The organism is Caballeronia sp. Sq4a, assembly GCF_023170545.1.
In the GTDB taxonomy this organism is placed as follows: Bacteria; Pseudomonadota; Gammaproteobacteria; order Burkholderiales; family Burkholderiaceae; genus Caballeronia.
The window spans coordinates 12,915-39,280 of the sequence record NZ_CP084254.1 but is presented as its reverse complement, the minus strand read 5'-3'; the positions used below and the strand labels follow the sequence as shown (position 1 = coordinate 39,280).

General features: G+C 57.7%; 28 protein-coding genes, 4 pseudogenes and 1 other annotated feature. Of the genes and pseudogenes, 16 read left to right on the top strand and 16 right to left on the bottom strand.

Annotation, left to right across the window (positions count from 1 at the left end):
- Positions 1-127 precede the first annotated feature (127 nt).
- The 10 genes and pseudogenes from LDZ24_RS27790 to LDZ24_RS27740 form a co-directional block, all read right to left on the bottom strand.
- Complete coding sequence (locus LDZ24_RS27790) at positions 128-544, bottom strand: response regulator (protein WP_248324834.1); 417 nt, start codon at positions 542-544, stop codon at positions 128-130.
- 252 nt (positions 545-796) lie between these two features.
- Positions 797-1,045, bottom strand: coding sequence for a hypothetical protein (locus LDZ24_RS27785; protein ID WP_248324832.1), 249 nt, complete (start codon positions 1,043-1,045; stop codon positions 797-799).
- Between the two features lie 31 nt (positions 1,046-1,076).
- Complete coding sequence (locus LDZ24_RS27780) at positions 1,077-1,277, bottom strand: DUF2934 domain-containing protein (protein WP_248324831.1); 201 nt, start codon at positions 1,275-1,277, stop codon at positions 1,077-1,079.
- Between the two features lie 403 nt (positions 1,278-1,680).
- A complete protein-coding gene (locus tag LDZ24_RS27770; protein ID WP_305854751.1) occupies positions 1,681-2,499 on the bottom strand; it encodes an IS3 family transposase in 819 nt (272 codons plus the stop codon).
- Positions 2,478-2,840, bottom strand: a complete 363-nt coding sequence (locus tag LDZ24_RS27765) for a transposase (RefSeq protein WP_248324920.1) — start codon at positions 2,838-2,840, stop codon at positions 2,478-2,480. Before LDZ24_RS27765 ends, LDZ24_RS27770 begins: the two co-directional genes overlap by 22 nt.
- A 121-nt stretch (positions 2,841-2,961) precedes the next feature.
- Positions 2,962-3,528: pseudogene (locus LDZ24_RS27760) on the bottom strand (transposase); the annotation flags it as partial.
- 430 nt (positions 3,529-3,958) lie between these two features.
- Positions 3,959-5,079, bottom strand: a protein-coding gene (locus LDZ24_RS27755; RefSeq protein WP_248324918.1) for an IS3 family transposase whose coding sequence is annotated in 2 segments (ribosomal slippage) — positions 3,959-4,821 and positions 4,821-5,079 — 1,122 coding nt in all. Because the reading frame shifts where the segments join, the coding sequence is not laid out codon by codon here.
- A 418-nt stretch (positions 5,080-5,497) separates the two neighbouring features.
- Complete coding sequence (locus tag LDZ24_RS27750; RefSeq protein WP_087129147.1) at positions 5,498-5,836, bottom strand: hypothetical protein; 339 nt, start codon at positions 5,834-5,836, stop codon at positions 5,498-5,500.
- Between the two features lie 243 nt (positions 5,837-6,079).
- Positions 6,080-6,235, bottom strand: a complete 156-nt coding sequence (locus LDZ24_RS27745; RefSeq protein ID WP_248324916.1) for a hypothetical protein — start codon at positions 6,233-6,235, stop codon at positions 6,080-6,082.
- Positions 6,236-6,510: 275 nt separating this feature from the next.
- A pseudogene (locus LDZ24_RS27740) lies at positions 6,511-7,379 on the bottom strand (manganese catalase family protein).
- A gap of 249 nt (positions 7,380-7,628) precedes the next feature.
- Here LDZ24_RS27740 and LDZ24_RS27735 point away from each other — a divergent pair.
- The 4 genes and pseudogenes from LDZ24_RS27735 to LDZ24_RS27720 form a co-directional block, all read left to right on the top strand.
- Positions 7,629-8,057, top strand: a pseudogene (locus tag LDZ24_RS27735) (transposase); the annotation flags it as partial.
- Between the two features lie 1,494 nt (positions 8,058-9,551).
- Positions 9,552-9,755 carry a cold-shock protein gene (locus tag LDZ24_RS27730; RefSeq protein ID WP_008345092.1) on the top strand — a complete coding sequence of 68 codons (204 nt, stop codon included), beginning with the start codon at positions 9,552-9,554 and terminating at the stop codon, positions 9,753-9,755.
- A 738-nt stretch (positions 9,756-10,493) separates the two neighbouring features.
- Positions 10,494-10,649: a hypothetical protein gene (locus tag LDZ24_RS27725; protein WP_160297420.1), complete on the top strand. Its 156-nt coding sequence runs from the start codon at positions 10,494-10,496 to the stop codon at positions 10,647-10,649.
- Between the two features lie 197 nt (positions 10,650-10,846).
- Positions 10,847-11,044 (top strand): hypothetical protein, encoded by a 198-nt coding sequence (locus tag LDZ24_RS27720; protein ID WP_033537232.1) that lies wholly within the window; start codon positions 10,847-10,849, stop codon positions 11,042-11,044.
- Positions 11,045-11,666: 622 nt separating this feature from the next.
- Here LDZ24_RS27720 and LDZ24_RS27715 read toward each other — a convergent pair.
- A complete protein-coding gene (locus LDZ24_RS27715; RefSeq protein WP_248324926.1) occupies positions 11,667-12,416 on the bottom strand; it encodes a trypsin-like peptidase domain-containing protein in 750 nt (249 codons plus the stop codon).
- A 368-nt stretch (positions 12,417-12,784) separates the two neighbouring features.
- A complete protein-coding gene (locus LDZ24_RS27710; RefSeq protein ID WP_248324914.1) occupies positions 12,785-13,027 on the bottom strand; it encodes a hypothetical protein in 243 nt (80 codons plus the stop codon).
- Between the two features lie 325 nt (positions 13,028-13,352).
- On the opposite strand from LDZ24_RS27710, the gene LDZ24_RS27705 reads away from it, so the two are divergent.
- The 8 genes from LDZ24_RS27705 (at position 13,353) to LDZ24_RS28240 (ending at position 20,416) form a co-directional block, all read left to right on the top strand.
- Positions 13,353-13,763 carry a hypothetical protein gene (locus tag LDZ24_RS27705; RefSeq protein ID WP_248324912.1) on the top strand — a complete coding sequence of 137 codons (411 nt, stop codon included), beginning with the start codon at positions 13,353-13,355 and terminating at the stop codon, positions 13,761-13,763.
- Complete coding sequence (locus tag LDZ24_RS27700; protein ID WP_035970473.1) at positions 13,732-13,947, top strand: hypothetical protein; 216 nt, start codon at positions 13,732-13,734, stop codon at positions 13,945-13,947. The genes LDZ24_RS27705 and LDZ24_RS27700 overlap by 32 nt, the downstream gene beginning before the upstream one ends.
- 282 nt (positions 13,948-14,229) lie before the next feature.
- The gene (locus tag LDZ24_RS27695; RefSeq protein ID WP_014253392.1) at positions 14,230-14,469 is read left to right on the top strand and encodes a hypothetical protein; all 240 of its coding nucleotides are present in this window, start codon (positions 14,230-14,232) and stop codon (positions 14,467-14,469) included.
- 357 nt (positions 14,470-14,826) lie between these two features.
- Positions 14,827-15,576, top strand: a complete 750-nt coding sequence (locus LDZ24_RS27690; RefSeq protein ID WP_248324910.1) for a transglutaminase family protein — start codon at positions 14,827-14,829, stop codon at positions 15,574-15,576.
- Positions 15,577-16,056: 480 nt separating this feature from the next.
- Complete coding sequence (locus LDZ24_RS27685; RefSeq protein WP_248324908.1) at positions 16,057-16,419, top strand: HigA family addiction module antitoxin; 363 nt, start codon at positions 16,057-16,059, stop codon at positions 16,417-16,419.
- Positions 16,409-17,908, top strand: coding sequence for an ATPase domain-containing protein (locus LDZ24_RS27680; RefSeq protein WP_248324906.1), 1,500 nt, complete (start codon positions 16,409-16,411; stop codon positions 17,906-17,908). Before LDZ24_RS27685 ends, LDZ24_RS27680 begins: the two co-directional genes overlap by 11 nt.
- Before the next feature lie 7 nt (positions 17,909-17,915).
- Positions 17,916-19,970, top strand: coding sequence for a response regulator (locus tag LDZ24_RS27675; RefSeq protein ID WP_248324904.1), 2,055 nt, complete (start codon positions 17,916-17,918; stop codon positions 19,968-19,970).
- Between the two features lie 41 nt (positions 19,971-20,011).
- Positions 20,012-20,416: a DUF2934 domain-containing protein gene (locus LDZ24_RS28240; protein WP_371747519.1), complete on the top strand. Its 405-nt coding sequence runs from the start codon at positions 20,012-20,014 to the stop codon at positions 20,414-20,416.
- Here the strand turns inward: LDZ24_RS28240 and LDZ24_RS27670 are convergent.
- Positions 20,408-21,645, bottom strand: a protein-coding gene (locus tag LDZ24_RS27670) for an IS3 family transposase (protein ID WP_248324902.1) whose coding sequence is annotated in 2 segments (ribosomal slippage) — positions 20,408-21,354 and positions 21,354-21,645 — 1,239 coding nt in all. Because the reading frame shifts where the segments join, the coding sequence is not laid out codon by codon here. The two genes, LDZ24_RS28240 and LDZ24_RS27670, sit on opposite strands and share 9 nt — an antisense overlap.
- Positions 21,248-21,364 (bottom strand) — a sequence feature (AL1L pseudoknot). (Overlaps the previous gene by 117 nt.)
- A 124-nt stretch (positions 21,646-21,769) precedes the next feature.
- Positions 21,770-21,948: pseudogene (locus tag LDZ24_RS27665) on the bottom strand (DUF4148 domain-containing protein); the annotation flags it as partial.
- A gap of 555 nt (positions 21,949-22,503) precedes the next feature.
- Here LDZ24_RS27665 and vapB point away from each other — a divergent pair.
- The 4 genes from vapB to LDZ24_RS27645 are packed head-to-tail and all read left to right on the top strand — an operon-like array spanning position 22,504 to position 23,518.
- Positions 22,504-22,740, top strand: a complete 237-nt coding sequence (gene vapB / locus LDZ24_RS27660; RefSeq protein WP_248324899.1) for a type II toxin-antitoxin system VapB family antitoxin — start codon at positions 22,504-22,506, stop codon at positions 22,738-22,740.
- Positions 22,740-23,141, top strand: coding sequence for a type II toxin-antitoxin system VapC family toxin (locus tag LDZ24_RS27655; RefSeq protein ID WP_248324898.1), 402 nt, complete (start codon positions 22,740-22,742; stop codon positions 23,139-23,141). Before vapB ends, LDZ24_RS27655 begins: the two co-directional genes overlap by 1 nt.
- A 16-nt stretch (positions 23,142-23,157) precedes the next feature.
- On the top strand, positions 23,158-23,334 hold the full coding sequence (locus LDZ24_RS27650) for a hypothetical protein (protein ID WP_248324896.1): 177 nt from the start codon (positions 23,158-23,160) through the stop codon (positions 23,332-23,334).
- Between the two features lie 31 nt (positions 23,335-23,365).
- Positions 23,366-23,518 carry a hypothetical protein gene (locus tag LDZ24_RS27645; protein WP_248324894.1) on the top strand — a complete coding sequence of 51 codons (153 nt, stop codon included), beginning with the start codon at positions 23,366-23,368 and terminating at the stop codon, positions 23,516-23,518.
- 320 nt (positions 23,519-23,838) lie between these two features.
- On the opposite strand, the gene istB is transcribed toward LDZ24_RS27645, so the two are convergent.
- Positions 23,839-24,639, bottom strand: coding sequence for an IS21-like element helper ATPase IstB (gene istB, locus LDZ24_RS27640; RefSeq protein WP_248324893.1), 801 nt, complete (start codon positions 24,637-24,639; stop codon positions 23,839-23,841).
- A complete protein-coding gene (istA, locus tag LDZ24_RS27635) occupies positions 24,632-26,155 on the bottom strand; it encodes an IS21 family transposase (protein ID WP_087129150.1) in 1,524 nt (507 codons plus the stop codon). Before istA ends, istB begins: the two co-directional genes overlap by 8 nt.
- Between the last annotated feature and the right edge of the window lie 211 nt (positions 26,156-26,366).

Sequence of the window (26,366 nt, the reverse complement as noted above, 5' to 3'; positions counted from 1 at the left end):
TGCTGCAATCCAACCTTACCGAACCGTCCGACGACTCTGCTCAGTGGCGATCGGGCGGCGCCGCAGAGCCCTTTCTTGCCACGAGTGCTAATCTGCTACATCACTCGAATATATGCCCAGCAAGTATTCACGTTGTACCGTCGGTCGGCCGAAAGTGCTTGAGCGAAGGGTCAAGATGAAAGTCCAGCGTGCGCAGGAGCGCCTCGAACTGAACAGGCTTAGTGAAGTGATAATTGAAACCTGCTTGAATCGACGCTAACCGATCCGCGAGGGACGTCAAGGCCGTCAACGCGATCAGCAAGGGTTGCGGTTCTAACACCATGGCTCGTACGTTTCGAGCTACGGTGCGCCCATCCATCAGTGGCATTTCGATATCGAGTAAGGCAATGTCTGGATGCCAGTGCTGAATAGCGGTCAAGGCAGATAATCCGTCAATGGCCGTGTGAACTTCGAAACCGTGCAGTATCAGAGCAGCCGCGCTCGCGTTAAGCACTACAGTGTTGTCATCAGCCAGGAGAAGCCGAGGTGCTGTCGGTTTGCGCATTGTCTTCTCGATGGTGTGCCCTACATCAAGCGCACGTGGCATTCCCGACGGACGGATTATTATTCCCTCCCAGATTGAACCGCTGTCTAACGTCGACAAGTTCAGACATTGGGATGAGCTTTCAGGGAAGTCAGGCGAAGTGCCGCCATAAGTTTTGCCCGTTCGACGTTGTTCCGGTGCAGGTCGAACTCGATGCCGACTGAATGCGTAGGCGATGATTGCTTGCTCGCGGAAACGAGTGATTCGAAGAATTCAGGTGCTAATTTCCGAACCATCTCGCTTCCCATCGATGACGTCTTCGGCCAGCCGTGTGAGCCGGGTGAGCGCTTCCGCTTCCGAGAATACGGCGGTCCGCCAGGCAGGCGTGAACTGTCTGTCGTCGTCAGCGTCATCCACCTCATGCGTGATAACAAACGTTCCCGAGTAAGCGCCGCGAGCGTCAGGACCGATCACATCGACGCTGATGTTGCAATCCCTGTATCTCGAGTTTTGTACTGTCATCAGCCCTCCCTCAAGTGAGCCACCGCGGCAATCACGGTGATGACGGCGCTGGCGCGGCAGCGAATTTGTCCGAATCCTCGACGAGATCGGATTGAGTCGGCTTTTCGATAACGCCGAGTTGCAGCTGGGCACGCTGCCAGAATTCGTCAGCCCGACCTTCCGGACACCCCGCTTCGGTCCAGAGTTGATATGCGCACGAGCGGATTTGGTCTTCGGTGATGCGAACGTCCATGTCTTGCCTCGCTGAGGTTAAGCCGACCCTGCGCGCGCACGCGTCATGGTGCCGTCACACGTTTCGAATATTCACAGGTCGAGTCCTGATGATGCGCTTTTTTGCGTCGCGAAACTCAGCGCGATTTGATTGATATTTGAAAAGACCCGGCGACCCGCGGAAAGATTCGTTCAATTCTTCCCCGAAGCCATCTCCGTCTCGGCGAGCGCCTTCAAGAACGACTCGGACCACCAGCGAACATTCTCTTTGCGGACCCGGTCGGCGAGTGCGGTATGTCGATTGATGCGCTCATCGAGCGGCATGACCAATGCGCGCTGGATGGCGTCTGCTGTGTCCGCGCCGATTGAATTTTGAACCACCGCTGGAGTGAACCCCTGAGGCTGGGCCGTTTCAGGTCCGCAAACTAAGCCGCCTGCTGAGCAAGTAACGCCTCAAATCGGTTGGGGGATAGATATCTAAGCGCGGAATGCATGCGCCGGGCGTTGTAGACGTCTTCGATGAATACTGGCAGCCTCGATGCTGCATCCGAGAACGTCTCATAGCCAGACAGGTAGACCTCCTCGACCTTTAGGGTCTTCATGAAGCTTTCGGCTTGAGCGTTGTCATAGGGATTGCCGACGGCGCTCATCGAGCCGACGAGCCCGTTGCGCGACAGGGCATCACGGTAAGCAGCGCTCGCATACTGACAGCCTCTGTCGCTATGATGAATGCAGCTCCCCGGCGCCGGTTTGCGCGCTCGCACAGCAGCTTCGAGCGCCGCAAGCGTTAGCTCTGTATCGATATGTCGTCCGATAGCATAGCCGACGACTTTGCGGCTGCAGGCATCAAGTATCGCCGCGAGAAACGCAAAACCCGATGCCAGCGCGACGTAGGTGATGTCCGCGACCCAAACCTTGTCGGGCGACTTTGGAATGCTGTTTCGATACAGGTTCGGGAAGATGGGGCAGTCGTGTCGGCTGTCAGTTGTTCGTACGAACCGGCGACGACGTATGGCCCCGAGGCCATATTGGCGCATCACGCGGGCGATTCTCTTGTGGTTGACCGCAATGCCCCTGGCAGCGAGTTCTCGTGTCACGCGTCGATATCCGTAGCCAGGAAACACGTCATGAACATCGTCAATCAGTGCGGCTAGACGCTCATCAGTCAACCCTGGTTCAGATGAGTGCGGCTGGTAGTAGTAGGTGCTTCGTGGAAGTTCAATCACTTTGCATCCTCCCCTGATGGAGCAGTACGCGGGCCGGTAACAATCGACGAGCTTTCGCTGTTGCTCACGAGACGAAGTCGCGGAGTTTTTTTAAGAAGGTCGATTTCCATTGTCAGCTGCCCCACCTTTCTCTCCAGCGCAGCAATCTTCGCCTCGTATTCCGCCACCACGCTTGCTGCCGCGACCTCTTCATTCAGGTCACCACGGTCGTACTGTGACAGCCACAACTGCAGCAGGTTGGCAGACAGGCTGTGAGTGCGCAGAGCTTCCCGGCGGCCAATCTTGCCACCACGGATATCCGCACATAGTTGATGCTTGAATTCGCCGCTGTGCCGGCGATACGAGCCTCTTGATGACATGGACCTTCTCCTTTCGATGAAGGCCCAGCAAGCGTATCACTTTGCTGCCGTCTCCATGCCCAGCCTCAGGGGTCCACTTCAGCGATCCCTACAAGTGGCTCAATTTTCGGTCGGCGTAAACACGATTGTAGTTCTGCTGCAATTTCAATCCGTGCCGCGCCGCCGCCTTCACCAGATGTTCGCGACACCGCTCGAGCAAGCGTGAATCAGTGGGATGGGCGATCGCTTTTTGCATGACCGTCGTGTCGACGATCACGTGCTTCACGCTTGAGGCTTTCATCACTCCGGCACGCTTGGCGGCTTCGATCGTCTCGGCCAGTAACTCTTCGACGCCGGCTTCGCCCAGACGCTTACGCCAGCGCGTGAGACTCGACGGATTAATCGGCGCTTCGGTCTGCAAGTACGTCTCGCCAGTGAAAACCTGCCAATACGGATTCTCCACCCATTGCCAGACGACTTCCTCGTCGGACAGGTCGAACGCGTGCTGGAGGTACAGTAAGCCGGCGATTAGCCTTGGGGATGTGGCCGGTCTCCCTTTGCGCGATACGAAGCTCTCGCTCATCGACGCGCCCAATCGGTCCCAGTTGATCAGATCGGCCAAACCGACCAACGGATGCTTCAAATTGATCTGTTCACGCAGCGGTTGCCGGAAGAAATCTCCCTCCGTCACAGGCGCCTTCGGACCCATCCGCACCTCGTTAAAAAATGCAGGAATTACGCGTTAATATGCCTGCTTCCTGCAATTCCCTCAACTCCAGTCAGAGCGCGAAGCCTTGCACCATAAGGCTTCGAGGATTGTTCAGGCTCGACTAATTAACAAGAAAGCCACAGTCTACGCTAAAAGAACAGCGCTAACCCATTGATACAACAATGTGATATGTCTCTTATGGAAAACAACCGGTAGTTCGCGCAAGTTTATCGCGACTGCTCGCCGAAATTTAATCGGTCTTCGACCCGTCCCATGCGCGTGTCAATGCGATTTAGACGTACGGACTAATGAGCCATATCAGTGTGAACCCGGCTCGAGCGCTGTTCAATGGATAAAAGCCGCGGTTTCATCAGTTCGAGGTCTTCTCGCACAATAAAAAATTGCTGCTGAATCTGACCTGCCCGTTTTTCTAAGACCACTGCGTTCTAGCAATAACGGCTTGAGTTGAATTTCTTTCTATGCGCTGGCGGTACGCCAGCGGCGTGTCGTAGTTCAGGCTCGAATGCGGTCGAACCTCGTTGTAATGCCGTCGCCAGTCGTCAATCACGATCTTGGCTTCAATCCGATTGCGGAACCATTCCATGGCAAGACATTCGTCACGGAACTTACCGTTGAAGCTTTCGTTCGTGCCGTTCTGCCACGGCTTGCCGGGATCGATTAACGCCGATTCGATCTTCTCCGATATCACCCACTTGAGCAACGCTGCGCTGACAAACTCGGGGCCGTTGTCGCTTCGCATATAGCGAGGCGCGCCGTGAACGCTGATCAGCTTGCTCAACACATCAATGACTCTAGCCGATCGGATCGAGCCAGACACATCTATGGCCAAACATTCACGCGTGTACTCGTCGACGACCGTCAGACACTTTAGTTGCTGGCCGTTGGCACATGCGTCAAAGACGAAATCGTAACTCCATACGGCGTTGCGAGCGCTCGGAGCAAGCGGCCGGGGACGCGAACCGGCAATGCGGCGTCGGCGTCGTTTGCGAGGCACTTGAAGACCGGCTTGCGCCCACAATCGGCTGCACCGCTCCTTGCCGATGACGATCCCTTCGCGAGCCAGCATGATGCGGATGCGCCGCGAGCCGAAGCGGGGATAGTCACCCGAGAGGCGTCGCATCGTCTCCACGATTGGGCCGTTCTTGCCCGGCATGATGCTGACGTAACCGAGATTGGCGCGACTGACGTCAATCAGCGCACACGCGCGTCGTTGGCTCAGCCCGCGCGAAATGGCATAGCGGGCTTGCTCGCGGCGCGCCTGTGCGCTTACCATTTTTTTGCGGAAATCTCCCTCATGACCTCGATCTCCAGGTCGCGCTCCGCCACCAGCTTCTTCAGTCGGTTGTTCTCGAGCTCTAATGCCTTCAATCGCTTGACGTCGTCACTGACCATTTCGCCAAATCGCTTGCGCCACGCGTAAATCGATGCGTCGCTGACACCGTGTCGCTTGGCCACCTCGGCAATTGGCGCACTGTCGGCCTCCCGCAAGATCCGAACAATCTGCTCATCGCTGTATCGACTCTTCTTCATGACGCGCTCCGTATGGATGCGCCGTTATCCTAGATCAATTCGGTCTCAGATTACCGGGGCAGGTCAAATCGATTTCACAACCTGATAGATGAGTTCGTTGGAAATCGCGTTGTCGGGCATGGAACGTCAACCTCTCTGATCGAGAGTGGCATAGAATTATAAAAGCAACGACATTAAATTTCTTGACGAACGCGACGGTCATCCCCAGGTCTGCACTTGAAAGAAAGTCCATGAGTTTGGAGGAAAAGGGTCTGGTTCAGATTTTCACTTCTTTTATACGCAGCCCCAGTTAGTCGGCGTTGGTAGAAATTGGTGTCTATGAATCACAACATTCAAATCAACAGCCCCATAGGCGAGCACGGTCTGTAGACGCCGTCGGGCTTGGACTTGCGCCGGTTCTTGGCATTAGCTGAAAGTGTCATTCCCGCCCGTCGCGCGTCTTGATCGCATAGGCTTCGGCCGCCCCGGCTCCGGTCAGACTGTAGGAGAAGTAGAACGAAGCGCCGCCTTCCACGTTCCTCGCTGACCTGCGGGCGAGCAGTCCGCGTTCACGGAGTTCGACGAGGTCGTCCGCAAGATGCCGCGCCCTTAACCGGCCGTATCGATAAGCACCCGGCATACGCGTGGCAGCGATGTAGTGCTCGATAAGTTCCGGGTTGATGGTATTAACCGCTTGCCCGTATCGGCCGGAATGAATGGCCAGCAGCAGCCAATCGAGTCTGTCGCGAAGCGACAGCTTGCCAAGGGTCGTCGCCATAGCAGCCCGACTACTGAAAAATCGCCGCCAGGCGGTCGATAATTTTATTTCCCCTTACCGATATATCGGCCTCTGTATTTCCCTCGCAAATGCCTTCTTCCCAGTACGTGGGTCGATTGAGTAAGCAATTGACGGAGTACGCCTTTTGCGATGTTTCCAAAATCGTCAGAATCGTCTCGATGTGACAAAGGTCTTTCCTTCCAAGCGCATTGACGTTCATATGAGTTTGATGACCGGCTAAGATTACTTGGTTACGCCTTTTGAAGCAGCCATTTGTTCTCTAAGGTTCTGCAGAACGCGATCACGTTCGCGCTCGCGAATGTAGTGTTTTAATATTGCAGGGAGTGCAATCAATACGACGGCGCCAGCGACGATGCAGCCAATTAACGTTTCGCTCATGGCGACCTCCTGGGAGCCACGCGCGAATGATCATGGCTAATCAGCTTGTCATCTTAACTGATTATTTTATTTACCACATGAAATAATTAAAAAAATGCACAAACCTGCATGTTATAAGGGCTACTAGAATTTGAATCCAACCGTTCGTTTTAAAGCGACGTATTCCTGGTTTTCCAAGCGGAAAGCTGGCTGATCGGCCCGCTTGTTTGGCGGGAGGATTCCGCCGCCCCGCCGGCTTCTGCGGTGGGCACCGGCGGGGCGTTCGAGGCGAGGTGTTATTTGGCCTGGCCGGAGCCGAGATCCGCGCCAGTGAACGGATCGCTGGCCGGGTCGGATGCGGTCCGTGCGGCCATTGCCTGCAGGGTTTCGACGTCCTGTTGCGTCACCTGGACGGTCGCTGTGCCGTCGCCACCATCGACGGCCGGTTGCGGGTCGGCAACGAACTCCCAGTCGCCGCCTTCGTTCCGGGGCCGCGCATGTCGTCGCCCTTCGACATGTTGAAGTAGACGCTCGCGAATTCCGGCGTGCCCGGCAGCTTGCCTTGCGGAAAATTCGGCTGGATCGAATGCAGCGCCTTCTCGACCCCTTTTGATGGGCGATTTCACGGGTCATGAGGAAGCCAAGCGCGTCCTTGATGCCCGGATCGTCGGTCACGTTGATCAACCGCTCATAGACGATCTTTGTGCGCGCTTCCGCCGCGATGTTGGAGCGCAGATCGGCGGTCGGCTCGCCGATGGTGTCGATATAGGCTGCTGTCCACGGTACCCCGGCGGAGTTCGTCAGGGGAGCGCCGGCGCCGTAAAGGAGCGACGTAATGTGCGAGTCATTGCCGGCTCCGGTCAGACAACGATACCAACTCTGCTTCTTCCTGCACCGCCTCGGCCAGCTGGCCCTTCGCTCCTTTGTGCAGCATCGCGACAATGTTGCCGATCACTTCAAGGTGACTGAGTTCCTCGGTCGCAATATCGAACAGCATGTCCTTGCGGCCCGGATCGTCTTCGGTGACGGCTTGCGTGAAATAGCGCATCGCGGCGGCCAGCTCGCCCTGGGGACCGCCAAACTGCTTCAGCATCAGATTGGCGAGCCCGGGATTGGGGGCGGCCACGCGGACGGTGTATTGCAGGCGTTTGTTATGCACGAACATATCAACGGCTCGTTGGGGGACGAACGATTTTCTTACGCTGCGCAGCGTGCTGACGCAAGACTGGTATCAAAATGAGAGGCCTTCGTTTTAGCAACGCTCGTTCCACTTTTGTGAGAGCTGCGGTGCGGGAATGAGGGATGCATTTAGCCGTTGACCTAGGTAAGGCTTTCGCCTGTTGCGCGGCTTCATCATGTATCCGGGATGCGAAAGCAATCCCTTAAATGCGCGATCTGGACGCGCAGGAGGACGGCGGTGGTGGACTGGGCCAGCCGCAAGATCCAAGCGCACCGCGTGGCGATCACGCTGGAGGCAATGCATGCCGTTGAAGCGCTGGAAGAAGCGTTCGCGCGCTATGGGCACCCCGACATCGTGAACACCGATCAGGGCAGCCAGTTCACGGCGGGAGTCTTCACCGAGGCGGTGTTGGGCCGAGGCATTCGGCTCTCGACGGACGGCAAAGGCGCCTGGCGCGACAACGTATTCGTCGAGCGAGTGTGGCGCAGCATCAAGTACGAAGAGATTTATTTGAGAGCCTACGAGTCGGTCAGCGACGCGCGATGCTCCATTGGCCAGTACATTGAGCTGTACAACCGCAAACGTCCTCATTCGAGCCTGGCGGATCAAACGCCCGATGACGCATACTTCGCGACGCTGCCAGCGATCAAATCGGCAGCATGATCGCCCTGGACGTTCCACTTAAGAATCTCGGGACCCTGTCCGAACAGGTGGCACCACCTTTCTCCGCTTCATTGGTGAGCTTGCCTAGGGGCCGGACGCGTCCGAACACCTGCATTCATACCCGCAACTAGCCTGCGCAATACGAGACGGAACGTATCGGGCGATGAGTTTGGCCGAGCAAGACCTGTCCGGGACGTTGTCTCAACCGTTAGAATGCCGAATTTTTCCAGCGCGTGCGGTGTTGAGGGCATTCCTGTCTCGTGTCATTCATGTCTCGACCGGCACGACGCCAGGGCGACGATGCTCGTGGCGCCTTTTGACCCGCCGTGACAGGCGTCCTCTCGGACATTACAGCAATAATCACGCGCCCCTCGTACCGCGCGCGCATAATGAGCTATGTGCATGCTCAAGGAAGTTTGATGAACGAGAATGAAAAAGGTGCCGTGCACCGTGGGCTTCGAGGCTTTGCGCACTTGATCGAAGAAATGGGCGCTCATCGCTCGAAGCAAAAACGCGATACGGTGCGGACGCTCCGATCCGTCGCCCGTGTCAAAGGTTGTCGTGAGCGGAGCAAAGTAATAACTACGCTACCACCAAGCGCCTAGGCAATGACCAGCCTTAGGGGCCTGTGATGTTTCGCAACTACCGCGGCATCGAGCGTGTTCTGTTCCAGCGAGCGACGGCGAGAAGCATTAGGCGCCATCTAAATGTTCGTGTGGGACACGACCGACGTGGACTTGCGTGCCGCAGTCGCCGTCCTAGCGGTCCTATTGTCTAAATGCGAGCCATCTGCCTGGCTTTGTGGAATGGCACCGAAACAAGCGAGACTAAAGCTGCGGACGGGCATTGGTAGGTGCCTCGCGTCATGTTTTGACTTGGCGTTGCTGAGAGGCCTGCTGGTCGCGTGGCTCTCATGCGTGTGGCAGTGCGACGCCGGCGCCGCAACTACTGAAAGGTGCTTCGATGATAGTGATGACGGTTACTGTGTTGGCCTTGGTGGATGGCTCGTCTTGTATCTGGCTAACGAGAACAGCAACGACAGCATTCGGCGGGAAACATGGGAACGCGAACTTGGGGTTCGCATGAAGACCGCTAGAAGACGCCTAAACGGCCCAAAGTGTTGAGCGGTCAACTCGTCAACCGTCCGAGTTTGAAACCATCATGCGTTCGGGAGGACGATTGCCGCGCCGGCACGTGCGTGCGCGTTTCGGCTTGGGGCTGCAACGGCTCACGGCAGGTTTCCGCATGTCAAGGGCCGATCGGTAATCGCTTCGTCATTAGGGCGCAATTACCCCGCCGCAGTTCAACTGGGAGCCGGCCCGAAAAGCTTTGACAAAGCCACGCCAGCACTATATTGTGAACAACGAAATATTCAAGAAGCTCGATTGCTGATCACCATTACTCGCGTCGTCGGCGCGGTACTCGCTGTCCTCTCTTCTTCCTTGAAGTTTTTGTCGCTCCGCTCGCGAGCTCTTATTTTTTCAAGGAATTCTCATGGATACCGGTACAGTTAAGTGGTTCAACGATAGCAAGGGCTTTGGTTTCATCACCCCTGATGCTGGTGGGGACGATCTCTTTGCGCACTTCTCGGAAGTTCAAGGCGACGGCTTCAAGACGCTCGCAGAAAATCAGAAAGTAAGCTACGAGACAAAGCGCGGCCCGAAAGGCATGCAAGCCGCGAATATCTCGCCGCTGTAACGCAGTTCAAGGGCCGGTTTACCGGCCCTTTTGCTGTCGGTACAGTCGACACCCGCGCTGCGCGACGGGCCGCGATCACATCGGCGCGATCTAACGGCACATCTATGTCCGATGCGTCAGACAATATAGTCAGCTCGTCCTGCCAGTCATTTCTTCCCGAAAACACGGGGTCGACTACCGGTGAATCAAGTGTCCGATCATTGCTGTTAGACGGCAAGGTGACGCGCAGTGCTACGGCGGTCTGCTCTAAGTCGATATAGGCAACCGTTTCAGCGGCTGAACAGAGCCGGCGAGAACCCACATGTCATCGCTAGCGGTCACGGAAGCGTGGCTATGAGCGGGTCCGCGGCAGTCTGCGACCTCATCAACGATTGCCTTTCGGCCTTCGCAACGGAGTAAAGCAGAGCGACTCCTGCAAAGCGGGCAATATCGTCGCGTTGAAAAAGTCTGAACTCCTGGCGACTGCATGATCGGTATATCCGCCGTTGCAACGCGCTGGATGATCCCCAACCTATCGCAGGCACACGCCCAGGAGGGCAAATGTATCCTCTACTGGAGTTTCTTTCGACACTTCCGCAGTTCCACGCAGATCGTGCTCGGAGCGAAGTGGTCCACATTGGCACCGGGTGCACTTTGTCGCGTAGGGACAGCTGCGGGCCCGAGGTCGATTCAGTACTTCTCGCTCGGTGGCCGGGGCAACCGCTAGGCGATGCCAGCACCATTGACGGACTCGATGCCGTGAACTTCTATATGCGTGAAGCGCGTAGCATGGGCGCCGAGATCGGCCTGCTCAACCGAGCGATCGGTGTACTCGATCGATCGATGGGCGGTGAGACGCTTTTTTCGAAGTCAATCTACGTTTCGCCGGCGCGTGCGACCCAGGACGGCAGTTGACGGCCGGCGAAATCGACGTCATGTGCGTCGCTCGGGCTCGCGCCCCGTGGCAGTCGTCACAACCGGACTGCATCCGTGATAGGCCGTGCAGCAGATCCTGTAACGAAGGCGTGCGAGAAGTGCGCGCGGACAGTCCAGTATATTTCAAGCAACTCGCGGCTATGCTTGTCGAGTGGGGACCCACCCTGGGGATTGACATGGCGACAGAAGAAAACGTACTTGCTACCTTTGAGCAGTTCAACGTTGAGGGAAGAGACTACGTCACGTTGAATGACGCGTGCAACGGACTGGCGCAGTGGCTGGCGTCGGCCTGGGATCGTCTAGAGGAAGGCGACGCCCAAATTTTGGTGGCCGTCGGTGCCACGTTGTGGCGAGAGGGCTATTCCCAGAGATAGTTTCCGTCGTTGTTTGGCAGTTGCCGACGTCGGCTGGCGGCACCGCTTAAGAAAGGAAGGAGGCTCGGGCTGCGGCATGCCATCTCGACGGGGCGCACGTCCGTTTCACCCTCCGTTTGCGTTCAGACAGGGTGAGTTCCGTCAACGAGTGGAGACCGTAGAACAACATTCACTATGCCGGAAGCTCATAAGGAAATTGATCGAGGTTGGCGGATAGCCGGGCGGTTCGGGATCTTTCAGACGAACGTGGTCGTCGATTAACGACAGCATTTTGCCAAGCGGAATCGCGTAGATCGTATCCTTGCCGATCGCAACCGATTCGGTGATGTGCCCAATTGATAAGCAGGCAATTTGCCGAGTACGTCGGGCGCCTGGCATGGTTTGATCCGGTGACAGCTGAAGGACCACCACGAATGCAAGCCCTGGCGCGCGGATGCCGACATGGTGAACCCGTGCCCATTCCGCAAGCCTCTGACGGCGCTATCTCGGCCCCCCTGCAGCTTTTCGAAGCGGCGCCGCCTCGGAAGGCCGGTGAGTTTTTTCGTCCGTCGTCATGGCGAGCCGAACCGCTCGAGCAGCTTTTGTTGGAAGGTAGCTACCGGCGCCGGAAGAAACGATTGCCTCAATGTTCCGTGAGCGTCATCAGAATGTCCGCGTACCATGCGCTGTTGAGGCCGAGCGTCTCGTCGACCTGGAGGTCGCGATCGCCCATGTCAATGGTGGATGAGTGAACGCCAAGAAGCGTCCATGGCAATCTCTCACCCGTCGCCGACTGTTCCCTCAACGGCTTGCTCATCACCACAGGTGCGCCGCTTGTCCCTCGATGCGTTCGCGCATCCGTAATGAAGCATCCCTTACCCTGAAAGCGGAGACCGAAAGCCGATGCAACGACGCCTTGTCTCACGACGGGCAGATGGTGGAGCGAGTCGTGAAAGCCGAGCGGGAATCCTACAATGAGAACCGAGGCGCCTATCGGCATGACATCCCCAGACTTCGGCAGATGTTCAGGCGTGAAAGCTTCGAAGACGGCACTTGATGGCAGCCTTGCTTTGTGCATTTCCAGCACCGCGACATCGATCGTGCCGCCGTCGTCCGAGCCTTCACGCCACATTGCGAGGCCTTCCGAAAACAATGGCATCGAAAACCACGTCGACGCGCCTAGGTTATTTAGATCGACGTGAAGCTCGATTTCGAGGCGATCGGGAAAGTGCTTGCTAGGTTCGTCGTTGACTACATGACGGCTTGTGACGAGAAAGAGGCGCTGGTCACGGGCAAAGAAGAAGCCGCTTGCATTGGTGAGATGCTGTGCGCTGGCGAAGGTTCTCACACGGGCCGCCGTGAGAAGCAAGTTACCCGCAGTCGGTCGATGCAGTGCGGGAACCTGTACCGGTACAGTTGAGCCGGCGCTTACGAGCGGCAAGACAAGTCGGCTGATCAGTCGAAGCAGCGCATCTTGCTGCGGCGTTGCGTCGTCGGCGGAAAGAAAGGCCGACAGGGACAAATCTGATGAGCGCCCCCCTGAAGCGGTGCTGGGAACGTGCCGAACGACGAGATGATCGTTGGCTGCGGCAACCAACAGCCACCTATCGCCATTCGGGCTTACGTACAGTTCGACAAGGTTAGCGTTCATTGAGAGGTCTATGCAACGTATGAAGCTCCGAGGGCGAGATCGTCGAGATAATTGGATGCATGACCAATAGGATTGAGCGGCGACGATAAAGCCCATGCAAAGCCGGCTTGTCAAGCCTCGTGCTGCGCATCGAGAAAGGTATCGACTGCCGCCTGCCCGGCGCTCTCTGCATTGAAATAAGCCCAGCGATGAGTAAAGGGACCGTTATGAATCTGGATGCTGTGGCCGGCGCGACCAAGCACGCCAAGATTGGAGCCGCCTTTGAGTTGAAACGTCACGTCATACGGATCTTCGGCTGACACCGCCAGGCTGACGTGGATCTCGAAGCCGCGGAATGGAATGATGCGGTACATAGGCGCTCCATTGGTAGAGACAGGCGTCTCTTCGGACTTACGGAGAATGCTTAAGTATAGCCCGTCAATTGCTAGCAGAGCGCGCTTCCATCTAACATCAGCCCAGGTTGCGCGGTCAAAGTTAGCTGTACAAAGTCTCTGAAGCGGGTAGGATGGGACGTGCCGACTGGACAGCAATGCCACTTTGGCGTCCAGCAGTGCTTCGACGATCTTACCGAATTCCGTCATTCGTCTGGGCCGTGCAATGCGGTCGATCTGTCCGTGTTACCGAAAATACTTATCACACAGTCTTATTTTGGCGCCTGAACGGCGCGAGGGCTCACTCATGGCAGTCAATTTTCGCTTATATCGGGGGCTGGAAATCTATCCGCTCGTTTTTCCACGCCAACCGACCTTGTGCGGTCACGGTCACAACTATGAGGACGGTTTCGATGCCGCCGTGCGCATCAAAGAGCCGGAAGCGGAAACCGGTCAGTCGCGCAGTTGCGTGTTCAGGCTGCCCGCACAAAGCGGGTATCAGAGCTCGGGCGATGCACGGCGCGCCTGCACGGCGTATGCAGAGGAAGTGATCGACACTTGCCCAAGAAGCCGCGCGTTCTTCGGCAAGCAGACGAACCATCGCGTGCAGGAAGCAGCGACCCAGCAGAATGCAACGGCCCAAGCGCGCCCGCCTTTCGAACCGGTCGATAGAACAGTTGAAGATCATGCAAACGAGTCCGACGAGCTTTCGCATTGACCCGACGCCCCGAAGGGCAGACGGCGAGTACATGGCGCACGCACGCATCAGCGGTCACGCTGCGGATGGCAGCCCGACCGACGTGTTTATTAGCGGTGACCTCGGGGGCTTCGACCTTCGCGCAGATGCCGTCGAATTTGCGACCAAGTGGGCGCAAGAGTGGCTTGCAACACGCTTCAGATGATGCGAGCGGCCCGCGCCCCGCTTACGGCACACTGCGCCGTGCCGTCGGTCTGCACTGGTTGCCGGCCGTTCCTCGACGGCTTCGAGGTCCTTCAACAAATGCGCTAACGCACCGGTATAGGACTAGAAGCATTCACGAAATCGGTTGTTGCGGTCCTGAAGGTTCCGGTACGTACATATTTGATTACCCGTGGTGGCGCATGCATGAGAACCTATCCCAAAGGTTGCGTAGACCGTCCGATGCTGACTCATGTTAGTCTCCGAAGACTAAAGGGAGGCTTTCATGCACCGAACGATCGCATACCGCGGCTTCGAGATTCAGATCGAACTGACTTCGGCTGCCGACGAGAACACCTTTGATGTGACCTTTCAGATAAGGGGCGCCACGAACCTCGAAGTGCTCGGTGCGCGGGGAGGCCGCATCCCGTTGCGCAACGGACCTTTTACTGAGCGTTGGGCCTATCTGGTGGCCGAAATTGCCGGCCAAGCAGCAATCGACGTGTTACTCGGTCCCGCCGATTGACTGCATGTCTGTTTCCCGACCCACTACACTCAGTAAGTGTTAATGGACGGCGCCTAGCCGGTTTCGGGGGTAAGGTCAGGTTGACGATCACCCGCGTACGGAAATGAACATCGGTCGGCCCCGATTTTGAACCGGCAAGAAAGCGCCCTTTCAAGATTCCGCTCAGCAACGACAGTAGGCAACTATCTTTTGCCGAGAGCATGAGCCCGGGAAGCATCCCTTGTTGCCTTGTGCCGCATTGCATCTCCGAATACCAGGCCCAACGGCACCTGCAATCAGCGAACTACGGAGGATCCCGGATCCATGTGACTTCGCGTCGGATACGAACTGTGGTACGAGTGCCTGCAGCCCACGCCGATGATGCTGATGCTGAACACGCATTTTTCGCACGCCAAAGATGTCGTTGTGGCGGATGTCCTCGTCACCGATCCGCCGCTGCCGATAAGGCAATATCGCGATTTGTTCGGCAACCTATGCAGTCGGATCGTGGCACCTGTCGGACGTGTGGCATTGAGCACCACAGCGCTGCTGAATGTGTCAGATTCCATGGAGACGCGGCCCATCGACGGGTGGGCGCATCCGGTCGAGCAGTTGCCCGACGATACGCTGACTTTTCTATTGGGCAGCCGCTATTGCGAGACCGATCTACTGGTCGAGATCGCGTGGCAAATTTTCGGTCAGTGCACGCCGGGTCGCGACACTGTTCTGGCAATCTGCGACTACGTGCACCAACACATCGAGTTTGATTATGGGCATGCGCGACCGACTAAAACTGCGTGGGACGTGTACCGCGAACGCAAGGGCGTCTGCCGTGATTTCGCCCACCTGGGCGTCACCCTATGCCGGGCGATGAATATTCCGGCGCGCTATTGTACGGGCTATATCAGCGATGTCGGCTTGCCGCCCGTTACCGCGCCGATGGATTTTGCGGGATGGTTTGAAGCTTACGTGGGCGGTAGCTGGCAGACGTTCGATCCGCGAAACAACGCGCCGCGTATTGGACGTGTTTTGATGGCATACGGGCGCGATGCCGCCGATGTCGCAATCAGCAATGCATTCGGGGCCGCCGTGCTAACGCACTTCAAGGTGCACTGCGACCAGGAATGACCGGGCCACGCCCCTCCGACACTAAGCCGGCGCGGAAATATGCGGATAAGATGCGTCGCGCTGCAATGTGCAGTTTGAAGCGAACGGTCTGTTGCGCGGAGGTGAGCGTTGTGGCGCGACGTGTGAGACTGTCCAAAGCATTGAGGTCTTTCCAGCGGCCGCTTTGGAGAAGGCTGAGTGCCCGTTGCGGGTCGGAAATCCGGCTCACTGACTGCAATCTGCTGACGGCCGATCTGGGTCGGGTGCTGAAGTTCGGGCGGCAGTCGCCGCCGTTGCGCGGCGCTTCGAGAGCGATCTTCATCAACCGGCCACTTCCAGTCATTCGAGTTTACAACGTACCGCCATTCAACCGTCGGCTACGCCAATCAGTTCCAATCGGCGGCCCTGAACCTCTACCAACTCCGAACTGCCTGCCCGATTAAGTAGTTCGGCGTTAAAGCGTGCTATGCTGACCAAAGTGTCACGCAGGGAGTTACACCAATGACTGAATCGCCGTTCATGCAAGTCGTACCTTATCTTCGCAACGCCCGACATCCGGGCGGCGTTCTGAAGGATTTTGTGTTGCCGTCTTTGCAGCTTTCAGTCAGCCAAGCAGCACGAGACCTAGGTGTGTCTCGTCAGACTCTACATCGAATTTTCGACGCAAGCGCAAGCGTCACGCCTGAAATGGCGGTAAGGCTCGAAGCGCTATGCGGAATCTCGGCAATGTTTTGGCTTGAACTGCAGTGTGCACACGAGCTGCGCAACGCCCGCGCATCGCTGGCGCAGTTGCTACCTCAAATTCCTCGATACCGTCTCCCGTATAAAGCGATGAAGGAACTCGGAGCTACTGATGGACGCTAACACCCCCGATTCGCGATACGCACAGACGGGGGTCTCTGGATTGGATGACATCCTTGCGGGCGGCCTGAGCAAAGGCAACGTGTTTCTGCTGGAGGGAAGCCCCGGAACCGGCAAGACGACAATTGCCCTTCGCTTCTTGATGGCTGGCGCGGAAGTGGGGGAGCCCTGCCTGTACATTACCCTGTCAGAAACCGCGCCAGAATTGCGCAAGAGCGCGCTCTCGCATGGGTGGACGCTTGGAGACGAGATAAGCATTTTTGAGGTTAGTCCGTCGGAGAGTTTGCTCGACCCGGAACAACAACAGACATTGCTTTATTCGTCCGACCTTGAGCTAGGAGAGACGACGCAGGCCATTCTAGAGGAGTTCGAACGCGTTAAGCCCCTGAGGGTTGTGATTGACAGCCTCTCTGAGATTCGCCTGCTTGCGCAAAGTTCGTTGCGTTATCGTCGACAGATCCTTGCATTTAAGCATTATTTTGCAGGTCGCGATGCGACTGTATTGCTGCTGGACGATATGACCTCTGAAGCTTCAGACAAGACAGTGCACAGCGTTGCTCATGGCGTCATCAAGCTGGAGGAAATGTCGCCGCAATACGGAGCGGAGCGTCGACGGCTGCGAGTACTTAAATACCGAGGTCAGAAGTTTCGTGGTGGTTACCACGACTTCGCAATAAAAAGGGGAGGCGTAGCCGTCTATCCGCGATTGGTCGCCGGCGAACATCGCACCAGTTTCGCGCGAACTCAGATGACAAGCGATGTTGCGGAGTTGGACGCACTTCTCGGTGGCGGAGTCGAACAAGGGTCGAGCACTCTCATTCTTGGCCCTGCCGGTACAGGAAAGAGCTTATTCACCATTCAATTCGTCGCGGCTGCTGTGCGGCGAGGCGAGAACGCCGCGATGTATGTGTTTGATGAGGAACTTGGGCTGCTGTTCGATCGCGTTCGCCCGATGGGAATCGATCTGCGAGCCATGAAAGAGGCGGGAACCCTCCATATTGAACAAATAGATGCCGCTGAATTGTCTCCCGGTGAATTCGCCCATCGTGTGCGGGAAAGCGTCGACGGTATGCAAGCAAAGACGGTCGTGATTGATAGTTTGAATGGCTATCAAGCGGCGATGCCCGAAGAGAACGCGCTCGTGCTTCACATACACGAATTGCTTCAGTACCTAAATCGACAGGGAGCAAAAACATTCCTGACAGTCGCGCAACATGGCTTGGTCGGAGACATGAAGGCACCGGTGGACGTGACGTACTTGGCTGACACCGTCATCCTGCTTCGCTACTTCGAGGCGCTTGGCCGCGTCCGTCGTGCCGTTTCCGTCATCAAGAAGCGTACCGGTGCACATGAGGAATCGATAAGGGAGTTTGGCATTGGTCTTAAGGGGCTCATGCTAGGCGCTCCTTTGGAAAACTTTCAAGGCGTGTTGCGCGGAGTGCCCACCTTTGTTGGCAATTCGGCGCCGCTCCTCACGCCGGAACGGGACTAGTCGCCGCATGTCCGGAATCGAACAATGTCCGGCCCTCATTCTTGCACCCTCGGGACGGGACCTGAGCGTAGCGCAAGAACTCCTGGCTGCAGCAGGGATCAATTCAAGGGCCTGCGCCGACGCGCGGCTCATCTGTGCGGAGTTGAGCGACGACATCTGTTGTGCCATTGTCGCTGACGAAGCATTGCAGGGAGCCGACACGTCTGAGCTTACACAATGGATAGCCTCGCAGCCGCCTTGGTCTGATTTGCCGTTCATTGTGCTAACTCGGCGAGGCGGGCCTACCGACCGCAGGGCTGCAGCAAAGCGGTTGACGACCGCGCTCGGAAACGTGACATTCATCGAGCGACCATTTCACCCCACCACGTTCGTCAGTGTTGTCGAGACTGCTGTGCGCGGCCGACGTCGCCAATTCGACGCTCGGGCGCGAATCCAAGAGTTGCATGAAGGGGAAGCACGCTTACGGACCGCTTTGACCGCTGGGCAGCTTGGTTCCTGGACACTGGATCTGGATACCTTCACGCTTACGGCATCAGCAACTTGCAAAGCGATTTTCGGGCGCGGTGAGAATGATGGGTTCAGTTATGAGCAGCTCCTGGCGAGCGTTCACCCAGAAGATCAGTCGCGGATGCAGGCCGCAGTGACGCGTAGTGTGCAGACGGGCTGTGATTACGTTATTGAATATCGCGTCGTGCTGCCTGATCAATCAGTGCGTTGGATCGACATCCGTGCACGCATTGTACTAGACGGTCAAGACAAGGCATGTCGGCTCGTTGGAGTGTCCTCGGACATCACCTCGCGCAAGACAGCGGAAGATCAGCTGCGACGTGTAAATGAGACGCTTGAAGTCAGAGTATTGGAGCGAACCGCCGAACTCCAAAGCGCCCATCGAACCGTGCTTGAAGAGATTCGACAGCGTGAAGACACTGAGAAACTGCTACGGCAAATTCAAAAACTCGAGATGATCGGGCAGTTCACGGGCGGCATCGCGCATGACTTCAACAATTTACTCATGGCCATCATGGCGAATCTGGAGCTGGTGCAAAAGGAAGTGCCATCTCATGGGCGGATCGGTCGATTAGTGGACGGCGCTTTCAAAGGCGCGCAACGAGGTGCTGCTCTGACGCAACGCCTTCTCGCGTTCGCGCGTCAACAAGTGCTTAAGGTCGAGCCCGTACAGTTGTCCGCATTGGTGTCCGGCATGATTGACCTGCTTGAACGGTCGCTCACTTCGGCAATCGAATTGAGAATGACTACTGCCAAGGATTTGCCATTCACGATGGTCGATGCGAATCAGGTTGAGTTGGCAATCTTGAACCTTGTCGTCAATGCGCGTGATGCTATGCCTGACGGAGGCATCATTGCGCTCACTGTCGACACTGCTTATTCGATGGATGGCGGCGAACTTGCAGCCGGAGAGTATGTCCGGGTGACGGTAACCGACACAGGCACGGGCATGGATGCCGCGACACTGGCCAAGGCCACGGAGCCGTTTTTCACCACCAAGGAACTGGGTAAAGGAACTGGGCTTGGCTTATCCATGGTCCACGGCCTCGTACGGCAATTGCATGGGGCGCTTCGGCTTGAAAGCACATTTGGACAGGGCACGCGAGCTTCGATTTGGCTGCCCGTGTCTTTTGCAGCCGCCAACATCGCCATTCCCGAAGCGTCGCCCGATGATGCGCAAGTGGAAGCACCGGAGTTACGGGCGACGGTGCTGGTTGTTGATGATGACCCGCTTATCTCTTCTAGTACGTCCTTTCTGCTGCAAGATTTGGGGCAAGACGTGATTGAAGTGAACTCGGGTCAAGCGGCGCTGGAAGTCTTGCGCAGCAACCGAGAGGTCGACGTGATGCTCACGGACTTTTCGATGCCTAAAATGACCGGATTAGAGTTGGCGAAGGCTGCTCAGCTGCTAAGGCCTTCCTTGCCAGTCATTCTCGCAACCGGTTACGCGGAATTGCCCGAGGGAACGGAGGCCAATCTTCCTAAACTACGCAAGCCCTATCAGCAGAGTCAGCTTCTTTTGGAGATCGCCAAGGCTGTGATGCCTAGGAATTGAGGTGGCGCTGCTGTGTGTGCGGTTTAAGCGACGATCGGGCTATGTCGTGCGCCGACGATACGAGCGATCTTGATGTTGGCTTTGCGCCTCGCGCGGCGTGGATGCAGCAGAGTAAAGCGACGCCCGCGATGTATCGGCTGTCGGCCCACGTCCCGAAGCATTGCACAGGCAAACGGACGAGGGAGCCGCTTTTGAACAGAAATGACGAGGACTCTCCAATGCAAGGCACGTCAACGGAACATGCAATTCGCGAGCGCGCTTACCGCCTTTGGGAAGCAGACGGACGCCGCGACGTGCATTATCGGTATGTGGCCATCGAGCTTCTGGATGGGGACGCGCGGCTTTCTAAAGCGATCGCCGCCTCGCCGGCCGCAGGCCGAAAAAGATCAACCGGTGCGAAGAATGAACCGCACCGGGAATCGTGGAGGCCGGTTGGGTTAAGTTAATGCCGGCATGTCAGCGGCACTTCGGAGTTGCCTGTAGTAGTGTGCCTCAGCCTCAGCGGGAGGGATATAGCCGAGTGGTTCCATCAGCCGACAGTTGTTGTACCAGGCGACCCATTCCAGGGTTGCGAGTTCGACAGATTCGCGTGTCTTCCACGGGGCGCGCCGATGAATCAGCTCTGTCTTGTACAGGCCGTTGATCGTTTCAGCCAGCGCGTTATCGTAGCTGTCGCCACGGCTGCCGACGGACGGCTCGATACCCGCTTCGGCTAACCGTTCGCTGTACCGAATGCTGACATATTGGGACCCCCTATCGGAATGATGTATCAGGGTCCCGTCCTCGCCTGGTTGGCGTGCGTACAACGCCTGTTCAAGTGCGTCAAGAACGAAGTCCGTAGTCATCGAGGAACTGACCCGCCAGCCGACGATGCGGCGGGCGAATACATCGATGACGAACGCCACATACAGCCAGCCCTGCCATGTCGAGACATATGTGAAATCCGAAACCCATAGCTGATTCGGCCGGTCTGCCTTGAACTGCCGGTTGACTCGGTCCAGCGGGCGAGGCGCGCTCGTATCGGGGATCGTCGTACGAAGCCGCTTGCCGCGTACAGCGCCTCGCAAACCCTGCAGCTTCATCAGCCACGCGACCGTGCAGCGCGCCACCGAAATACCTTCCCGGTTCATCTGCTTCCAGACCTTCGGCACGCCGTAGACCTGCATGTTGGCCTGCCAGACACGCCGGATCTCCGGTTGCAGAGTATCGTCGCGTTTCGCGCGGGCGCAGCGCCTGGACGGATCTCGGAGCTGCGCCGCATGGCGTCGGTAACCCGACGGGGCAATCTGCAGGACCTTGCAGATTGGCTCGACCCCAAAGGTATCGCGATGCTGGTCGACGAAGGCCTTCAGGATTTCAAACGGCGGTCGAGCTCCGCCTGGGCGAAAAACGCGCTCGCGAGCTTGAGAATCTCGTTGGCACGGCGCAGTTCCTTGACCTCGCGCTCGAGGGCCTTGAGGCGCTCGCGCTCTTCTGTAGTTACGCCCTCGCGCTCTCCGGCATCAATCTGATCGCGCTTGACCCAATCGTGCAGCGTCTGCGGCGTGCAGCCGATCATTGGTGCAATCGATTCGATCGCTGCCCACATTGACGGATGTTCGCTACGCTGCTCGCGCACCAGACGTACCGCACGCTCGCGAATCTCTGGCGAAAATTTGGTTACCTTCTTGTTCATAGCTCCATTGTCTCAAGAGTTGGAGCCTCCACGAAATCCGGTGCGGTTCACCCCGGCCTTGCTGATACCGATTGACAGGTAGCGGGCGTCGGGCGTCGTGGTCTAGTCAGCGTCGGTAACAGGGTCACTGCGTTCGCGTTGGCGCACATTCGGCTTGGAACCAGTAGGCGACGAGGCGCTTCGCGGCCTGCAGATCCTTGGGATAGTAGGATCGTCCCAGAAGGGAGATGGGTCGTATCCCGCTTTTCGCAGCGCCGCCAACTCGGACTGGTGCTCAGCCATCGTGGGGTTAGAATTCGCTCGCTGTCAACGAGGATGCAGCCAGATTCAATGATGCATCGGTGGTCGGGAACGCGATCCAACGCCTGACGATAGGCTCCTTCAGCGGCGTCGAGGTCGTCGTCCTCGAGCGCGCGTGCACGGTAGAACAGATCGACAGCGTCTTCCCGTGCGCGCTCTTCGCGGGGCGTCAGGATAGAGGCGACCCTGCCGCAAGTCGGCTGCGGCTCGAAGTCCAGCAGTAACTGACCTGTCTCCGCATCCCATTGGCGGCTTGTGTCATCGCACCGCCACTTGGTCCCCGACGGCTGTGATGCGCACATTCGTCAGCGAGCCTTCGCGTCCCCAACTTTTTCGGGGGTGGTCGAGCGCGCGGACAATCTTCATTGGCAACACGCCGGCTATCCGCAACGCGTGTGCGGTTCTCAGCATCACGACTTTGCCACGCGATCAGAAAACGACACGCTTAACCGAGGGGCTGCGCACCACTAGGCACCGCTAGCGGTGTACACACGCGTATTTACTTTTACTCGTTGATCAATTATAGTACATCCATCGTACACACGAGACGAGGAAGAGGTGCAAATCACACGAGTTTTCAGAAACGGCAACTCCCAGGCCGTCCGCATCCCTGCTGACCTCGCCTATGAGCGCAGCGACCTTGAGCTTGAGATCGAACGCGTGGGCGATGAAATCCGCATCCGACCGGCGCGCCGACCGCTCGCCGGTGTGTTGAAGAAATTCGCCAAGTTCAGCCCCGACTTTATGGCCCAGGGACGAGGCGAGCAGGAACAAGCAGAACGCGAGGGCCTGTAATGCCGCGCTTCATGCTGGACACCAATATGTGCATCTACCTAATGAAGAACCAGCCCGAGCAGGTGGCGAAACGCTTCGCGGAGTGCTTTGTCGGCGACGTGGTCATGTCAGCTATCACGTATGCAGAGTTGGAATACGGTGTCGCCGTTTGTGCAAATCCGGCGAAAGAGCGCCGCACCCTCGCCGCGTTGATTGAGGACATCCCGGTGGCTCCGTTCGATGCTGCGGCGGCGGTGGCTTATGGCCCGATTCGCGAAGCAACTCGCGAGCGCAAGAAGGACCACCTAGATAAGCTGATCGCCGCACATGCGGTCGCGCTCGACGTTGCCCTCGTCACGAACAACACAAAAGACTTTGTCAGTTATCCGGGCGTCAAGCTCGAGAACTGGCTGAGCGATTGAACACGGGAAACGAACCATGTCCAATTTGACTCCAGCGCTTGCTCTGCGGGCAGCGATCGACGTTTTGCGCGATTCTACTGAGTCACGCAAGATGCTCAACGGCGAACTGCTAATCGATACCGTGGTGCCGCTCCATCTGGAGGCGGCGGACATGCTCGAAGAATCCTTGTCGGACCTTGGTGACCACGAGTGAGAAACAACGCATCGAATTAGGAGAAGAGACGATGGCTCCTATCGAACTCCGATTCAATGATCTTGAACTTGAAGCCGAACTTACTGCTGAATTGAGGGTAATCGTTCGTGAGCGCGATGTAGCTGAGGTCGCTTACTCATTGAGTGAAGCGTTCGCCGCGCTGCTTCCGCAAGGTCTTAAGTAGTGCTCCGGTCGACCGTCGACGATGCGATCAGGGCACTGCTACGCAAGCACGCACTGCCCAATTAGGAAGTGGAGCGTCGGCCACTCGGCGGGGACGTAGCCGCGACGAGATTAAGATAGGAATGGACATAGCTTGGAACGACAATCTGTCCGCGCCGATTGAATTTTGAGCCGGGGTGGAGACCGGTCTGAAGTGGGACCGGTTGTGGATAAGTGTATGGGTTTCCGTGGTCGTTGTCCTCCTTCGTATGAGAGTGCGTGGCGCAGGGGAAGCTGCGGAGGGCGTAGCTCGTAGCAGCTTCCCCTGCGCGGCGAACGAGGTCAGGCGGATTCGGAAACGCCAGCGGCATCGCCTTTTCGCGCTGCTTCGCGCGACCGGATGCGTTTCTTTGCACTGGCGCTGCTATGCCGGAAACGATAGCTTTCGTTTCCAGTCTCCACGATGTGGCAGTGGTGCGTCAGCCGATCCAGCAATGCCGTGGTCATCTTCGCGTCGCCGAACACACTGGACCATTCAGCGAAGTCCAGGTTCGTTGTGATGGCAACGCTCGTGTGCTCATACAGGCGGCTTAGAAGATGGAACAGCAGTGCTCCGCCGGCTTGGCTGAAGGGCAAATATCCGAGTTCATCCAGAATGACCAAGTCGAGACGCAGCAAGCTCGCGGCGATTCGTCCGGCGCGGCCCTGCGCCTTTTCCTGCTCCAATGCGTTGGCCAGATCTACGGTCGAGTAGAAGCGCACGCGCTTGGCGTGGTGCATGATGCCGGATACGCCGATGGCCGTCGCAAGATGACTTTTCCCGGACCCCGGCCCGCCGACCAGAACCAGGTTGTGCGCGCCCTCCGTGAATGTCATGCTGGCCAGTTGCATGACGAGCTGGCGATCGACCGGCGAGCCATCGAAGTCGAAGCCGGCGATATCGCGATGCACCGGGAACTGCGCGGCGTTCATCTGATGGCTGACCGAACGCACGGCCCGATCGGCACTCTCGGCCTGCAGCAACCGCTCAAGCAGCCACTGCGACGACGCCACTTCCACGTTATTCTGCTCAAGCAGTTCGGCCCAGCCGGCGGCCATGCCGTGCAGCCGCAACTGCTTGAGTTCGACGATCAGATCACGCATGACCGGCCTCCGGCTGTTGCAGCGCCGGGCGCAGCCCGTCGTAGCGCGATGTGTCGGCAAGCGGCGGGGTGCTCAGCTGTAGCGCTGTATCGATCGTAGGCGGCATCTGCACACTTCGCATGCGCGAGAGCAGATTCACCACGTGCTCGACGCTGACGCGTCCGGAGGGAGGTGCCTGTTCGAGTGCCAACGCGACCGCGATCAGCACAGCGTCCAGGCCGCTGTCCGGCACCAGCGCCAGGACCTTCGCCATCACGCGTTCGCCGCCCGTCTCGCGCAGCAGCGCCCGGCGCAGGCGTTGCAGCGGCTCGGGCATATCCAGGAACGGCGCACCGTTGCGCAGTGCGCCGGGCTTGCGCTGGATCAGTGGGATGTAATGCTGCCAGTCGTATCGCACCAGACCCTCGTCGGCTAGCCGTTCGTGTTCGGCCACCACGGCATCATCGCCCACCACAACGACACGCCCCGGATAGAGCCGCGTGCTAAGCATCTGGCCTGCAAATTCGCATGGTACCGAGTAGCGGTTGCGTCCGACTACCACCAGGCAGGTCGACGACACGCGGGCCGCGCGTTCAACGTAGCCGTCAAACGGTGTCGGCATCGGCATCAGATGGGCGCGCTCCTGCTCGAATACGTCGGCAACGCTCAGGTCGCGATAGTCAGGATGTTTCACCTGCTCCCACAACGACCGGCACCGGCTCCCGAGCCACGCATTCAAATCGGCGAAGCTGCCGAATCGCTGCTCGCGAGCTTCAATCCAGATACGTAGGCGGCTGTCCTGCACGTTCTTCTCGACGACGCCTTTCTCCCAGCCGCTGGCCACGTTACAGAAGTCCGCGTCAAACAGGTAGTGCGCGCACATCACCGCAAAGCGCGAGTTGACGGTGCGGCCCTTGCCTTTGTGGACCTTGTCGACCGCCGTCTTCATATTGTCATAGATGCCACGGCGGGCCACCCCGCCGAAGGCCGCGAACGAGCGTGTATGGGCGTCGAACAGCATCTCGTGACCTTGACTCGGATAGGCCACGAGCCAGAACGCCCGCGACGCGCACAGCTTCATGTGCGACACCTGCAGCTTACGGTAAATGCCGCCGATAACCAGTCCTTCCTCGGACCAGTCAAACTGAAACGCTTCGCCCAGCTCGAATTGCAACGGCACGAACGCCGACTTCGAAGCCGCCTTGCCTTCGCCTTGCCGCCAAGCCCGGATGAAATCGGTCACCCGCGAATAGCAACCGTCGTAGCCGCTTGCCTTGATCTCCTGGAACAGCATCCAGGCCGTGCGTCGCTCCTTCTTCGGCCGCCGTGCGTCCACGCAGAGTGCCTGCACCAGCGTCTCATGAAACGGTGCTAGTCCGGTCGGCTGCGAACGTCGCTGATACTTCGGCTCCTCCTGAACATCCATGTTCAGGTATTTGCTAATCGTGTTGCGCGACAGGCTTGTGAGACGCGCGATCTCGCGTACCGACTTGTTTTGGCGGTGGAACATCCGCCGCACCTTTCCAATCATTGTCATCGGGATCATCCCCAAACACCCTGCCTGAAAAACTAGCAGGATAGGTTGATTGCCCGGCTCATTTTTCAGTCGGCGCGATCCCTACAAGTGGCTCAATTTTCGGTCGGCGTAAACATGAACGTCGTTCGCGAGACTACATGCCCCCTGATGGGCGGGCAAATTCCCCCACCTGTGGGCACCTCGAAATCCCCCACCTAGAGACACGCGGAGC